At 42.2% G+C, this 13802-nt stretch carries 13 protein-coding genes and 1 pseudogene; all 14 read left to right on the plus strand.

Going from position 1 to position 13802, the window contains the following annotated elements; genetic code table 11:
- Positions 1 to 22 precede the first annotated feature (22 nt).
- The 14 genes and pseudogenes from NIE32_RS01275 to NIE32_RS14325 all read left to right on the plus strand — a co-directional run bounded on the left by NIE32_RS01275 (position 23) and on the right by NIE32_RS14325 (position 13796).
- Positions 23 to 1258 carry a M16 family metallopeptidase gene (locus NIE32_RS01275; RefSeq protein WP_253052187.1) on the plus strand — a complete coding sequence of 412 codons (1236 nt, stop codon included), beginning with the start codon at positions 23 to 25 and terminating at the stop codon, positions 1256 to 1258.
- 177 nt (positions 1259 to 1435) lie between these two features.
- Entirely contained in the window at positions 1436 to 2329 is an 894-nt protein-coding gene (gene dpaA, locus NIE32_RS01280; RefSeq protein WP_253052189.1) for a dipicolinic acid synthetase subunit A, read from the plus strand.
- Complete coding sequence (locus tag NIE32_RS01285) at positions 2329 to 2928, plus strand: dipicolinate synthase subunit B (protein ID WP_253052191.1); 600 nt, start codon at positions 2329 to 2331, stop codon at positions 2926 to 2928. The genes dpaA and NIE32_RS01285 overlap by 1 nt, the downstream gene beginning before the upstream one ends.
- A gap of 143 nt (positions 2929 to 3071) precedes the next feature.
- A complete protein-coding gene (gene asd, locus NIE32_RS01290; RefSeq protein WP_253052193.1) occupies positions 3072 to 4130 on the plus strand; it encodes an aspartate-semialdehyde dehydrogenase in 1059 nt (352 codons plus the stop codon).
- Positions 4131 to 4218: 88 nt separating this feature from the next.
- Complete coding sequence (gene dapG, locus NIE32_RS01295; RefSeq protein ID WP_253052195.1) at positions 4219 to 5466, plus strand: aspartate kinase; 1248 nt, start codon at positions 4219 to 4221, stop codon at positions 5464 to 5466.
- A 5-nt stretch (positions 5467 to 5471) separates the two neighbouring features.
- On the plus strand, positions 5472 to 6371 hold the full coding sequence (gene dapA / locus NIE32_RS01300) for a 4-hydroxy-tetrahydrodipicolinate synthase (RefSeq protein WP_253052197.1): 900 nt from the start codon (positions 5472 to 5474) through the stop codon (positions 6369 to 6371).
- A gap of 79 nt (positions 6372 to 6450) precedes the next feature.
- Positions 6451 to 7092, plus strand: coding sequence for a pyroglutamyl-peptidase I (pcp, locus tag NIE32_RS01305; protein WP_253052199.1), 642 nt, complete (start codon positions 6451 to 6453; stop codon positions 7090 to 7092).
- 135 nt (positions 7093 to 7227) lie between these two features.
- Positions 7228 to 8895: a ribonuclease J gene (locus NIE32_RS01310; RefSeq protein ID WP_253052201.1), complete on the plus strand. Its 1668-nt coding sequence runs from the start codon at positions 7228 to 7230 to the stop codon at positions 8893 to 8895.
- A gap of 361 nt (positions 8896 to 9256) precedes the next feature.
- A complete protein-coding gene (locus NIE32_RS01315) occupies positions 9257 to 11566 on the plus strand; it encodes a DNA translocase FtsK (protein ID WP_253052203.1) in 2310 nt (769 codons plus the stop codon).
- 41 nt (positions 11567 to 11607) lie between these two features.
- Complete coding sequence (gene ymfI, locus NIE32_RS01320) at positions 11608 to 12339, plus strand: elongation factor P 5-aminopentanone reductase (protein WP_253052205.1); 732 nt, start codon at positions 11608 to 11610, stop codon at positions 12337 to 12339.
- Positions 12340 to 12410: 71 nt separating this feature from the next.
- A complete protein-coding gene (locus tag NIE32_RS01325) occupies positions 12411 to 12677 on the plus strand; it encodes a DUF3243 domain-containing protein (protein ID WP_253052207.1) in 267 nt (88 codons plus the stop codon).
- A gap of 336 nt (positions 12678 to 13013) precedes the next feature.
- Positions 13014 to 13157 (plus strand): ACT domain-containing protein, encoded by a 144-nt coding sequence (locus NIE32_RS14315; RefSeq protein WP_354326781.1) that lies wholly within the window; start codon positions 13014 to 13016, stop codon positions 13155 to 13157.
- Positions 13158 to 13213: 56 nt separating this feature from the next.
- Entirely contained in the window at positions 13214 to 13363 is a 150-nt protein-coding gene (locus NIE32_RS14320) for a DUF3388 domain-containing protein (RefSeq protein ID WP_354326783.1), read from the plus strand.
- Between the two features lie 130 nt (positions 13364 to 13493).
- Positions 13494 to 13796, plus strand: a pseudogene (locus NIE32_RS14325) (DUF3388 domain-containing protein).
- Positions 13797 to 13802: the final 6 nt, after the last annotated feature.

Below are 13802 nucleotides of genomic sequence, written 5' to 3' on the forward strand. Positions count from 1 at the left end.
AGAGAAACAGGGGGATTAATTTGTGGTCATAAAGAAAAGATTAGCAAACGGAGTCCGTGTCTTACTTGAGAGGATGCCTACGGTGCGTTCTGTAAGTATTGGCATTTGGGTTGGCACAGGCTCCAGATTTGAACACGAATCGAACAATGGAATTTCACATTTTATAGAACATATGCTGTTCAAGGGTACAGACTCTCGGAATGCACGAGAAATTGCAGAAGCATTTGATCAAATTGGTGGTCAAGTGAATGCTTTTACTTCAAAGGAAACCACATGCTATTATGCAAAAGTGATGGATAAAGATGCCGGATTCGCAATGCGTGTCCTTGCGGATATGTTTTTCCATTCCCGTTTTGACACGAATGATTTAGAAAAAGAGAAACAAGTTATTGGCGAAGAAATAAAAATGTATGAAGATACACCGGACGATCTCGTGCATGATTTATTAAGTGCGACGAGTTTTGCACATCACCCGCTCGGCTATCCGATACTTGGAACGCAACAAACATTGGCGGATTTTACCCCGGAAGATCTAAGAGCCCACATGCGGTTGCACTATACACCGGATAACATTGTCATCTCAGTTGCTGGCCATGTTGAAGAAGAACTTATTCAAGAAATAGAATCAATTTTTGCAAATTACGAGATTCCGAATTCGGAGGAGCGTCAGAGTGCCCCTTCGTTTAACCCGGGGAAAATTGCACGCAAAAAAGAGACAGAACAGGCACATATCTGTCTTGGTTTTCCTGGATTTAGCAGTAATAATGAGCAAATCGCTCCTCTGATGGTGATGAACAATGTTCTTGGTGGTGGCATGAGTAGCCGGTTGTTTCAGGAAATTCGAGAAGAAAAAGGGCTCGCCTATTCTGTGTTTTCGTTCCACACTGCATTTAAGGACAGCGGATTACTCACAATATATGGTGGAACAGGTGCAGATCAGGTCGAGGAACTTGGTGAGACCATTCTTCAATCCATTCACACAATGGTCGACCAGGGCATTTCTGAAAAAGAACTTGAGAGTAGTAAGGCCCAAATTAAGGGAAGCATGATTTTCGGGCTGGAAAGTACGAATAGTCGCATGAGCAGAAATGCAAAGAATGAATTGGTGCTCGGTAGAGATCGTTCAATCGATGAGAATATTGCACGTATTGATGAAGTCACACTCGAGGATGTACAGCAAGTATCCAAATTCATATTTGATAAGCCTTATTCTTGTTCTGTTGTCAGTCCAACAGGTCATATGCCTGTTGCACTCTAATAAAAATATCGGATACCTTTGTTTGGCTATTTTCGAAGACTCGAAATCATTTATTTCGGGTCTTTTTGTTGTGCCCAATGATTTCACACTAAAGGGCGTTTGTCATACCATAAAGTGTTGAATGAATTTATGGCTATACACGAAGGAAGAGGAATAGCCCATGCGGAGGGAAAATCGATGCTGACAAACAGACATATCGTGATCATGGGAGGAGACGCCCGACAGATTGAAGTGATTAATAAATGCATTGCACTCGATGCACATCTGTCACTTGTCGGTTTCGATCAGCTGGAAAGAAATTTTAACGGAGCAGCCAAGGTGAACATGGATGAAATCAGCGCAAAAGATGTTGACAGCTTGATTCTTCCAGTCAGCGGGACTGATCCCGAAGGCAACGTCGAGACCACGTTCTCAAATGAAACAGTGAAGCTGACGAGCAAATGGCTTGCAGAAACGCCGGAACATTGCGCAATTTACTCAGGTATCTCAACCCCCTATCTTGATAAAATTTCTCAAGAAACAAAACGAGATGTCATTAAATTATTCGCTCGCGATGATGTAGCCATCTATAATTCGATACCGACCGTTGAAGGAACATTAATGATGGTCATTCAGAATACAGACATAACGATTCATCACGCTCATGTTATGGTTCTTGGACTAGGGAGAACGGGAATGAGTATTGCACGTGCTTTTCATGCACTTGGTGCCTATGTGAAAGTCGGTACGCGTAATCCGGAACAAATTGCTCGTGCAACGGAAATGGGCGTGGATGCTTTTTATCTCAAGGATTTGGAGAAAGAAGTAGAAAATACTGAGATTTGTATCAATACCATACCGGCTATGGTATTAACGAGTAAAATCCTTTCAAAAATGCCTGCCAGCAGCTTCATTATTGATATCGCCTCTCTGCCCGGTGGAACAGATTTTCGGTATGCAAAAAAAAGAGGCATAAAAGCAATGATTACACCGGGATTACCGGGTATGGTTGCTCCAAAAACTGCTGGAAAAATTATTGCTAATGTACTTGCAGAGCTATTGCTTGAGAAGTTCTCAGAGGAGGATGGATAATGAATTTAGAAGGCAAGCATATTGGATTTGGTATCACAGGTTCTCATTGTACGTATAGTCAAGTTGTTCCCCAGGTTGAAAAATTGATTGCAAAAGGATGTAAGGTTTCTGTCTTTGTTACGTATACAGTGAAAACAACGGATACAAGATTTGGCAAAGCTAATGATTGGATAGAAAAAGTTGAAGAAATAACAGGTCAGAAAGTTGTCGATTCAATTGTCGATGCAGAACCTTATGGCCCCAAAAAGCCGCTGGATTGTATGGTCATCGCCCCGTTAACCGGTAATTCGATGAGCAAATTTGCAAACGCTCAAACAGATAGTCCAGTGCTCATGGCAGCTAAGGCGACACTGCGTAATGGAAGTCCAGTAGTTCTAGGTGTATCAACAAATGATGGATTGGGATTGAATTTGCAAAACATCGCGAAACTGATTGTAACCAAAAATATCTACTTTATTCCATTTGGGCAAGATGATCCGGTTAATAAGCCGAACTCACTAGTTTCCCATATGTATCTGCTTGTCGATACCGTAGAAAATGCAATTAAAGGACAACAAAAGCAACCGATTCTTTTAGAAAAAACAAAGGTGAATGATTGATCAGTACTTCTCTCTTGAAACAATTATGATAAAATAAGACTGTAGTGCGGTAAAAAGGACATTTTTCATAATTGTCCTTTTCTTTCGGCCGCCAGTGATTATATAATAATAGGAAAAAAACAGTTAAGTTAAATAGAGGAGAGATGGTTTTGCTTAAATCAGAAGGGTTGAATGTAGCTGTTGTTGGCGCTACCGGCGCAGTAGGCACACGAATGCTCCAAATGCTTGAGAGTTCTCCGTTGCCGGTTAAATTGTTGTTACCATTAGCATCGATCCACTCTGCAGGCAAAAAAGTAACTTTTTGCGGCAAAGAATGGACAATCGAAGAAGCAAAGCCCGAATCATTTGAAAAAATTGATATTGCTTTGTTCAGTGCCGGTGGTTCCGTTTCTAAGCAACTTGCACCTGAAGCTGCAAAACGAGGCGCAATCGTCGTTGACAATACAAGTGCTTTCCGTATGGAGAAAGATGTTCCTCTTGTTGTCCCTGAAGTGAATGAACAAGCACTGTTTCAGCATCACGGAATCATCGCCAATCCTAACTGTTCAACGATTCAAATGGTTGCTGCGCTTGAACCGATTCGGAAAGCATTTGGACTAAATCGAATTATCGTTTCGACCTATCAGGCAGTATCGGGTTCAGGAGCAAAAGCGATTGCTGAGCTTGAAACCCAGTCCCGTGATGTACTGGACGGAAACGAAGTACAAACGGCGATCATGCCGGTAAAAGGCGATAAGAAGCACTTTCAAATGGCATTCAATGCGATCCCGCAAATCGATCTGTTCCAGCCGAATGATTATACATTTGAAGAAATGAAAATGATTAATGAAACAAAAAAAATAATGGACGATCAGGAGATTAAGGTTTCCGCAACCTGCGTACGGGTGCCCGTTGGCATTAGTCACGGAGAATCGGTATACATTGAGATCGACAAATCCGATGTAACTGCATCCGACTTGAAACATTTACTTTCCGATGCACCAGGTGTTGTCTTAGAAGACGATCCGGCACATCAAATATACCCAATGCCTGTCAATGCAGAAGGGAAAAAGGAAGTATTTGTTGGTCGTATCCGACGTGATCCTGATGTAGCAAACGGTTTCCATATGTGGATTGTCTCGGACAATCTACTAAAAGGTGCTGCGTGGAATTCTGTCCAAATTGCAGAAAGTCTGCTTAAGCTTGGTATTGTTAAGATCTGAGAGTTACCGATACAGCCAGGCTGAGTAAAGTTTCGAATGGAGAGGTCTGGCTTATTCTGGTCTCCCTTATGTGAGAGGGTGGAAATGTTTGAAAATCATTGTACAAAAATTTGGCGGAACCTCTGTCCAGACGGAACAAATGAGGGAACATGCGGTTCATCATGTGGTGCAAGCAGTTGAAAAAGGATACAAAGTCATCATCGTTGTATCTGCAATGGGGCGAACTGGAGATCCGTATGCGACCGATACACTGCTTGGACTTCTTGGTAACAATAAGAGCTCGGCTCGTGAAAAGGACATCTTGATGTCTTGCGGCGAAACCATTTCAATGATTGTATTCTCAAATTTACTGAAACGTGCAGGCATTCATTCAGAAGCAATGACCGGCGCTCAAGCAGGATTCCGAACGAATCATGCCTTTAATGAAGCAAAGATTATTGAGATGAAAGTTGCTCCACTGCTCAGAAGATTAGAAGAATGTGATGCAGTTGTGGTTGCCGGTTTTCAGGGGCAAACAGCTGATGGAGAAATCACAACACTTGGACGAGGCGGCAGTGATACATCTGCTGCAGCACTAGGTGCGGCAGTAGATGCCGAATGGATCGATATTTTTACTGATGTAAACGGGGTGATGACCGCTGATCCTCGAATTGTCAGTGATGCACGTCGCTTGTCCGTACTGACTTATAATGAAGTATGTAATCTCGCTTATCAGGGCGCAAAGGTCATTCACCCACGAGCTGTTGAAATCGCCATGACGGCAAAAATCCCCATTCATATTCGTTCGACAATGTCCGATGAATTAGGAACAATTGTAACGACAATGAATCGTGCGGGTAGGGGACAGGATCTTGTGGAGCGTCCGGTAACCGGGATTACCTATGTTCGCGATGTCACACAAATTCGAGTTCGCGCCGGTAAAAATGAATTCGACTTGCAGGCTAAAGTATTCAAAGCGATGGCGGAACAAGGGATCAGCGTGGACTTGATTAATATTAGTCCAAATGGTGTGATTTATACGGTGAGCGAACAAGCAACCGAACGCGCCGTTCAAATATTAAAGAATAAAGGTTATCATCCGGAAGTGCAGCCAGGCTGTGCAAAAGTATCTGCAGTAGGCGCAGGAATGGCTGGTGTACCTGGGGTCGCTTCGATGATCGTAAATGCACTCACGGAGCAAGGCATTCAGATCTTACAATCAGCGGATTCACATAATACGATTTGGGTCCTTGTTGCACAGGCGAATATGAAGAATGCAGTCAATGCGCTTCACAAGGCTTTTCGCCTTGATAAGGAACAAGAAGAACAAAGTTTACAACATCCTACACAGGAGTGAGATAAATGGATTTTGGGCGATTACTAACTGCGATGGTCACCCCCTTTGATGAGAATGGAAAAGTAAGTTTAAAGAGGACCAGTGATCTTTTGGAACACTTGATCAAAACGGGTTCGGATGGTGTCGTCGTTGCCGGAACAACCGGTGAATCGCCAACACTTTCACAAGAAGAAAAATTAGCTTTATTTGAACATGTAGTTCGAGTGGTGGATGGACGTATTAAAGTGATCGTTGGAACTGGAAGCAATAATACAAGTGCTTCCATTGCCCTTTCTAAAGAAGCTGCGAAGCTGGGCGTAGATGCAATTATGGTTGTCGCTCCTTATTATAATAAGCCGAATCAGGCAGGAATCTATGCACATTTTCAAGCGATTGCCGAACAGGTTGATGTTCCAATCATTGTGTATAATATTCCAAGCCGATCTAAAGTAAATATTTCTGCTGAAACAATCATTCGACTTTCACATTTAGAAAATATTGTAGCTGTGAAGGAAGCAAGTGGGGATTTAGATCAAATGGCTGAAATAATTAGTGGAACCGATGAGCATTTTCATTTATATAGCGGAGATGACGGACTCACACTACCTATACTTGCTATAGGAGGGCATGGTGTGATTTCCGTTTCATCTCATGTCATTGCTCCAGAAATGAAACAGATGATGAACAACTTTAGATCCGGTCAAATTGAAAAAGCAGCAATTCAGCATCAAAGGATGCTCCCATTCATGCGGGAACTGTTTGCAGTACCGAGTCCTGCACCTGTGAAAGCGTTACTCAATGATCTCGGCATTGCAGTGGGTAGTGTTCGCTTGCCAATGGTGGAACTCACAGAAGAGGAACATACATCACTGACAAATGTATATCAAGCTTTAAAGAGAAGTTTGAGTTTAGGAATTAGCAAATAAATGAAATAGAGATGAAGGTGAATGAGAACACAATCGGTTCTATTCACCTTTAATTTTTGTATATCTGGAGGAATCATGAATGAGAGTATTATTAGGCGGCTTCGCACCATTTGGGGGAAGTGATCTCAATCCATCTTGGGAAGCTGTGAGACGTCTGGATGGGATACAGGCAACGGATCATGTCGAACTCTTTGCAACCAAGCTTCCCGTTTCGTATAGCGAAGCGGCAGATCGGTTATTCGCTTCTGTCCGTGTTATTTGTCCTGAGGTTATCATTATTGTGGGACAAGCAGGGGGCCGACATGCGATTAACCCGGAAATCTATGCAGTGAACAAAAGTGATTCCGAAAATCCGGACAATGAAGGAGTGATTTTGAAGAATCAGTTAATTGCCAATGATGGGCCTGAGAACTATACTTCTACGCTTCCTGTCCAGGACATGGTTAACGCTATTCGTCAATTAGGAATTCCTGCTGAGCTCTCTGAAAGTGCCGGTTCATTTGTGTGCAATCATGTTTTTTATAAATTAATGCATCAACTCAAGCAATCAAGAAGTTCGAAACTTGCCGGATTTATTCACGTACCGTATTTGCCTGAACAACTCAATGGAGATGAACTACCAAGCCTAGTCATCGATCAGATCACCGATGCATTACTGCAGAGCGCAATTGTATCTGCTGAAGCATATCTGAAAACTATAGATCTAAGCAAATCTGTCTAACGCGCGCAAATGGTGGACATTGGCAAAATTGAATGATAAAAAATTGTACTTTGCAATTTGGATTGGGTATAATAAAAACAATGATTAGTTCGGGTCAATAGCGATGACTGCTCAATTTAATAGGAGGAATGCCCATTGTCACATGCCAAGAAAGAAAGTGTGAAAATTTATGCAATGGGCGGCGTTGGCGAAATTGGAAATAATATGACAGTCATTGAGGTGAATCATGACATTTATATTATTGATGCGGGATTAATGCATCCCCATGAAGATATGCTTGGGGTCGATACTGTGATTCCTGATGTATCTTATTTGATTGAGCGCCGTGATCAAATACGAGGATTATTCCTCACACACGGACATCAAGCAAATATCGGTGGACTTCCCTATTTGCTCAGAACATTGAAAGTTCCGGTATATGGAACGAGATTCACTCTAGCACTGGTTTGGGAAAGCCTGAGAAAATTGGGAGAGAGTTACCCGAGGGATTTATTTAGTACACTGAACCCGGATAAAGACTTGAAAGTCGGACAACACATCATTAAATGTTTTCGAACCTATCACAGTGTCCCTGATGCAGTTGGCTTTGCAATTCAAACAGCCCAAGGCTATATCGTTCATTCTGGCGATTATAAATTTGACTTTACGCCCGTTGGGGGTATTCGCACAGACATAAGTAAAATATCGGAAATTGGTGATGAAGGCGTACTCTGCTTACTATCAGATAGCAAACATGCAGAACTCCCGGGAAAAGCACAATCGGATTCCATTATTGGAGATCATTTTAATCACATTCTGTATTCTGCAGATGCCCGTGTAATCGTTGCTATTCATGCAACCAACATTCATCGCATTCAACAATTTCTTTATGCTTGTGAACGCCATCACCGCAGAGTGGCCATTGATGGAAAATTCTTAGATCGGGTCATTTCAATTGCAGCGAAAAACGGTTTCCTTGATATCCCAAAGAATATTTTCATCAACTGGGATAAATCTTTGAAACAGCCTGCTGAAGATATTGCAATTCTAACGAGTGGTCCAGATGGAGATCCTCTTACTCCATTAACCGGCCTTGCCAATCACTTGCATAAAAAGTTGAGACTCAAAGAAGATGACTTAATTATTTATGCTGCATCTTTAACGCCAAGTAATGAAACAACAGTTACCCATGCGATTGATCAATTAATGAGTGAAGGTGCTCAAGTGGTCTTTGGTAAGGACGTCCATGTCTCAGGACATGGTTCTGAAGAAGATATAAAACTGATGCTTCAACTTACCCGTCCGAAGTATGTGATCCCTATTGATGGTGAATTCAAAATGATGAAGGCTCATCAAGATATTGCAGAATCAATGGGTATTTCAGCAAGTCGTACGTTCCTTTTGGATAAAGGCGATGTTGTTGAGTTTACGAATGGTGAAGCCAGATCTTCAGATTCTATTCCTGCTGGTCAATTACTTGTTGATGGATTAGGTGTAGGTGATGTCGGAAATATTGTGTTGAGAGACCGCCGTTTGCTTTCCCAAGATGGTACAGTCATTGTTGTTGTAACACTGGGGAGAAGGACAAAGAAAATTCTTGCAGGGCCTGAAATTATTACTCGCGGGTTTGTATATGTTCGGGAGTCGGAAGATCTTCTCGATCAAGCTAATCATATTGTTTCCGAAGTGCTGTCAAAATCATTGACACAGCACGTATCCGAGTGGTCATCGCTAAAGAGTGGAATTCGTGATTCGCTAAGCCGTTACTTTTTTGATAAAACCAAACGCCGTCCAATGATACTGCCAATTATCATGGAATTTTAAGAAGAAGGTGTCTCAAAAGTCAATTTTATGACTGTGAGACACTTTTTTTGTAGGCAAGAAATAAATGCGCGACTTGCATAAAAACATAGTGAGAAGATGAGAGACGCCTATGGGACCGTCCTAGTTGATGCAAGCAAGCGAAGCGGACAAAAGCAAATGCAACGCAAAAGCTACAGCATCCTGGAGAAGTAGGGACTGTGCGATATTTTTGCGCGGTTTTTCTCAATTTTTAAAGGGGCGCGGTTTGATTGTTCTCAGAGTTGTCCTATAGGTCATGCTTTGCCAAAAACAGTTAATTAGAGTACATTAAAAGAACAATATACTTGGAATACGTATGAAAATGTTGAGGTGCAAGTGAACAATGGCAAAGAAAAAAAGAAAGCGAACACGTGCGAGTATAGGGTGGAAAGAAACCCTTATTTATGAAGTAGGCGGACTGTGCATGTTTGCGCTCACCTGCATTGGTATTAGCAGTTTGGGTGTTGCCGGGGAAGTGATTAAGGAAGCTGCACGCCTATTTACTGGTGACTGGTGGGTTCTACTTCTTTTGTTTTTCCTTGTCCTCTCGGTTTACTATATTTTATTTAGAAAACAACCTGTTTTTTTTACGAGAAGATTATCGGGCGTTTATTTGCTCACTTTTACATTGCTGTTGATCAGCCATGTGCGCTTATTCGAGTCTCTTTCACAAGCAAATGTTTGGCAAAACCGTTCAGTAATTTATAACACATTTTTATTGTTTCGCGGAGAATTGTCGGGTGAGATTCCGAGTCAAGGGCTTGGCGGCGGATTAATTGGGGCTGTTGGGTTTGCCTTTTTTTATTTCCTATTTTCAACAACAGGAACCTATTTTATGACTGCATTCTTATTTATGGTTTCCGTCATTCTTATTACAGGACATTCACTCCGAGACATGACGAAAAAATTATTTGGGGGGCTCTTCCGTTCGATTAAAAAAAATGCGGCGCATGGGAAAGCATCGATTGTCGGACTTTTCTCAAGAGAACGTAAAAGAAAGCCTACCTCAGATCGTCAACCGGAACAACATAAGGAAAAACCACAAGATGTGCAAGATCCGCTGGAAACAAGATCTGTTGAACCTGAGATCCATGATTTTAATGATACAGCGTTAGACCCGATGGATGTGTCGCCGGCTACGGATAGCAAGCAATTATCTGTTGATGACTATGAGGATGATGAGGTGACACCGGATTTTACCCAATTGCCTGTTGAAAATGCAGATTATCAGTTACCGTCGTTATCGTTGCTCCACATGCCTGGGAAAAATGCTCAAAATAATGAACGAAAACACATTGCTGAGAATGTACGAACATTGGAAAGAACCTTTGAAAGTTTTGGTGTTCGAGCAACAGTTAAAGAAGTGCATCTTGGACCTGCGGTAACCAGATATGAAGTATATCCGGAATCCGGTGTAAAAGTGAGCAGAATTCTCAGCCTTAGCGATGACTTGGCACTTGCTTTAGCGGCGAAAGATATTCGAATTGAGGCACCAATCCCTGGAAAATCGGCAGTAGGTATAGAAGTCCCAAATCAAGAAGTAGCTATGGTTTGCCTTCGCGAAGTATTAGAGTCAAAAAATGCCAAAAGAGCATATTCCAAATTGACAATTGGTCTTGGTCGAGATATTTCGGGCGAACCCATTCTTGCTGATCTAAATAAAATGCCACACTTGCTTGTTGCAGGCGCAACAGGGAGTGGGAAAAGTGTCTGTATAAACGGTATTATTATTACCCTATTGATGCGAACCAAACCAAGTGAAGTCAAACTTTTCATGATCGACCCTAAAATGGTTGAACTCAATGTATATAATGGTATTCCTCATCTATTAACTCCGGTCGTAACCGATCCGGCAAAAGCAGCACAAGGATTGAAAAATGTGCTGGGCGAGATGGAGAGGAGATATGAACTTTTCTCTGAGAGCGGAACACGGAATTTGGAAAGCTATAATGAAGCTGTGCGAAAGTTTAATCAGGAGCATGAGGAAAAACAACCATTGATGCCTTATATTGTGGTCATCATTGATGAACTTGCTGATTTGATGATGGTGGCTTCCAAAGATGTAGAAGAGACTGTAACTAGACTTGCGCAAATGGCGCGTGCGGCAGGAATCCATTTAATTATTGCGACACAAAGACCGTCTGTTGACATTATTACCGGTGTCATCAAAGCCAATATTCCATCACGGATTGCGTTTAGCGTTTCATCGATGATGGATTCGCGTACAATTCTTGATTCCGGTGGTGCGGAAAAGCTGCTGGGAAAAGGCGATATGCTTTTCTTGCCAATCGGTGCATCAAAACCGGTGCGCATACAAGGTGCATTTCTTTCTGACGACGAGGTTGAAGCAGTTGTTCACCATGTAATTGGCCAACAAAAAGCAAATTATCGAAAAGATATGATTCCGACCGAACAGCCGGAGCAACCTCAAGAAGAAGTTGAGGACGAGCTCTTTGATGATGCTGTTCAACTTGTTGTTGGCATGCAGACTGCAAGTGTATCCATGTTGCAGCGTCGTTTTCGAATCGGCTATACAAGGGCTGCTCGACTTATTGATGCCATGGAGGAACGACATATTGTTGGGCCTTATGAAGGCAGCAAACCACGGTCTGTTCTTGTGCCAAAACAGAGTGATGAAGTGAGCGGACGCTAAGAGAAGGATAAACCAATGTCAACCAAATCGGAGTTGTTCCCATGCAAAAATTAATCTTAATCACAGGTGCGAGCGGTGCGATTGGCAGTGCAACTGCAGAAGCATTGGCAGAGGCCGGTGCATCGCTCTATTTACATTATAATAATTCAAAAAAAGCTGTTGAAAAGCTTGCGCAAAAACTTCAAGAAAATTATCCAAGCCAGACATTCACTTGTCTCCAGGCTGATCTCTCATGTGAAAAGGGTCCGGATCAATTACTGATGCAAATGGACAAGCCCGTGACCGGTGTTATTTACGCAAGTGGATTTAGTGAGATTAACTTGTTTCAAGACACACCATTAGAGACGACAAAAAAAATGATCCAGCTGCAACTGACGAGTCCGTTTCGTCTCCTGCAAGACTTAATCAAACCAATGATCCAAGCAAGAGCTGGAAACATCGTGTTGGTTTCTTCAATTTGGGGGTTGAAGGGTGCCTCAACGGAAGTGCTTTACTCAATGGTCAAAGGAGGGCAGAATGCATTTGTAAAAGCACTTGCCCAAGAAGTTGCACCAAGCGGAATAACAGTTAACGCTGTAGCTCCAGGTGCAGTAGATACGTCGATGATGCAATTGTTCAGTCCTGAGGATATCGAATATGTCAAAGAAGAGATTCCGATGGGCCGATTAGCTCAGCCTGATGAAGTGGCCTCGTTGATCAAGTACTTGATGAGTGACAAAGCGAGCTACATCAGTGGTCAAATTGTGTCAATCAATGGAGCGTGGTATTGTTAACATTCTTCTTTTGGTTAAAATTCGTGATCTTTGGAAACCTAATAAAGATTTCGATAAAAGGAGGAATTGTTATGTCAATTTTTGACAACTGGAATCGGTGGAAAGATTTTCTCGGCGATCGCGTTGAGCAAGCAGAAAACCTTGGTATGAGCGAGGACACGATTACGAGTTTCGCAAAGAAAATCGGGGACTATCTAAGTGAAAATGTTGATCCGAAAAATGATCAGGATCGTGTGCTTAAAGACTTGTGGTCGGTTGCTGCGGAACCGGAACGTCTTGTCCTTGCTCGACTGATGATGAAAATGGTGACTTCGGACCCTGTAAAATCATCACAATAATTTGTTTGATGATGATTTTTTGACTTTCATTAATACAAAAGAAGAGGCACGTGCTGGAACAAAACCTGGATTTGGTCCATAAGACCTAACCTTTAGGTATTGGATCCGTAGTGTCTCTTTTTTTTCGCTATCGTATCGTTAAAAGAGTAAAGATATGATAATATTAGTAACGTGAGTATTGATTTGTACATGATTTTTCTGGATTTTGTGGATGATTAATTCGAGCGAAAAGGATGCGAGACTCCTTAGATCGTACAGGTGGGGTTTGGACGTTTCATTCTAAAATTTTGCCAAGAAGATATGTGTGACAAAGGTGGATGCGAAGGGGGTCACTTCATGTTCGACGGTAAAGAATGGGCTCTTGAGTACGAAATACATAACAACAGGCCAGGATTACTTGGTGAAGTGTCCTCACTTCTTGGCAAACTTGGAATAAATAGTTTAACACTAAACGATGTAGATGACGAGCGTCATGGATGACTTGTGTCATCATGTGATGATCTGCAGAATCAAGAATTTCTACCGTCTAAACATCATTGGAAACCACTCATCTGACAAAAGTACGGCAGACAACCATAGGTGACAGACTGGCTGTTTGTCATGGCCGATACGTCGAGAGGGACACCGGTGAGTGTGAAACATTTCGGTTCTCACGGGATGAAATTAGTTTCTCGTTGAGTTTATGACCGAATGGTTTAAAATGCCGATCCACCTTCTGCTCGGAATTTGAGGACTTCCTAGAGTTGGTAAGTCAGAGTCAACTTTAGAGCCAGTGTATCCGCTAATAAGCGCTGGCAGTTTGTCTCATCAACACTTTTGAAACAGGCGGTTCGAGCGGAACTGTCTAAGGATCAACGTACCTAAAATCATCTTTTTGTTATTGGATCGTGCGTTGTCCCAAAGGATGAGGTCAGAAAGTCATTGGGCACTTATCGTGAATTGATGAGGCTTCCTGTCACTAAGGTTATTGAGCATCCGGATACCTTTGTGAGAGGAACTAAGTTTTCAAATAAAATGTTTGACTCTATTATCGAACTCCGCAATCAACGCAAAGAAGAAACAACATATGGGAGCATCCCGAATATCCAGGATTTTTCATGGCCTGATGCAAATTCATAATGGCAG

The sequence above is a fragment of the Sporolactobacillus kofuensis genome (assembly GCF_024125425.1).
GTDB lineage: Bacteria > Bacillota > Bacilli > Bacillales > Sporolactobacillaceae > Sporolactobacillus > Sporolactobacillus kofuensis.

What these genes read in the sequence shown, in the direction of transcription:
- dpaA (WP_253052189.1), top strand. Translation starts at nt 1,436, where the DNA reads ATGCTGACAAACAGACATATCGTGATCATGGGAGGAGACGCCCGACAG.
- NIE32_RS01285 (WP_253052191.1), top strand. Translation starts at nt 2,329, where the DNA reads ATGAATTTAGAAGGCAAGCATATTGGATTTGGTATCACAGGTTCTCAT.
- asd (WP_253052193.1), top strand. Translation starts at nt 3,072, where the DNA reads ATGGTTTTGCTTAAATCAGAAGGGTTGAATGTAGCTGTTGTTGGCGCT.
- dapA (WP_253052197.1), top strand. Translation starts at nt 5,472, where the DNA reads ATGGATTTTGGGCGATTACTAACTGCGATGGTCACCCCCTTTGATGAG.
- pcp (WP_253052199.1), top strand. Translation starts at nt 6,451, where the DNA reads ATGAGAGTATTATTAGGCGGCTTCGCACCATTTGGGGGAAGTGATCTC.
- NIE32_RS01315 (WP_253052203.1), top strand. Translation starts at nt 9,257, where the DNA reads ATGGCAAAGAAAAAAAGAAAGCGAACACGTGCGAGTATAGGGTGGAAA.
- ymfI (WP_253052205.1), top strand. Translation starts at nt 11,608, where the DNA reads ATGCAAAAATTAATCTTAATCACAGGTGCGAGCGGTGCGATTGGCAGT.
- NIE32_RS01325 (WP_253052207.1), top strand. Translation starts at nt 12,411, where the DNA reads ATGTCAATTTTTGACAACTGGAATCGGTGGAAAGATTTTCTCGGCGAT.
- NIE32_RS14315 (WP_354326781.1), top strand. Translation starts at nt 13,014, where the DNA reads ATGTTCGACGGTAAAGAATGGGCTCTTGAGTACGAAATACATAACAAC.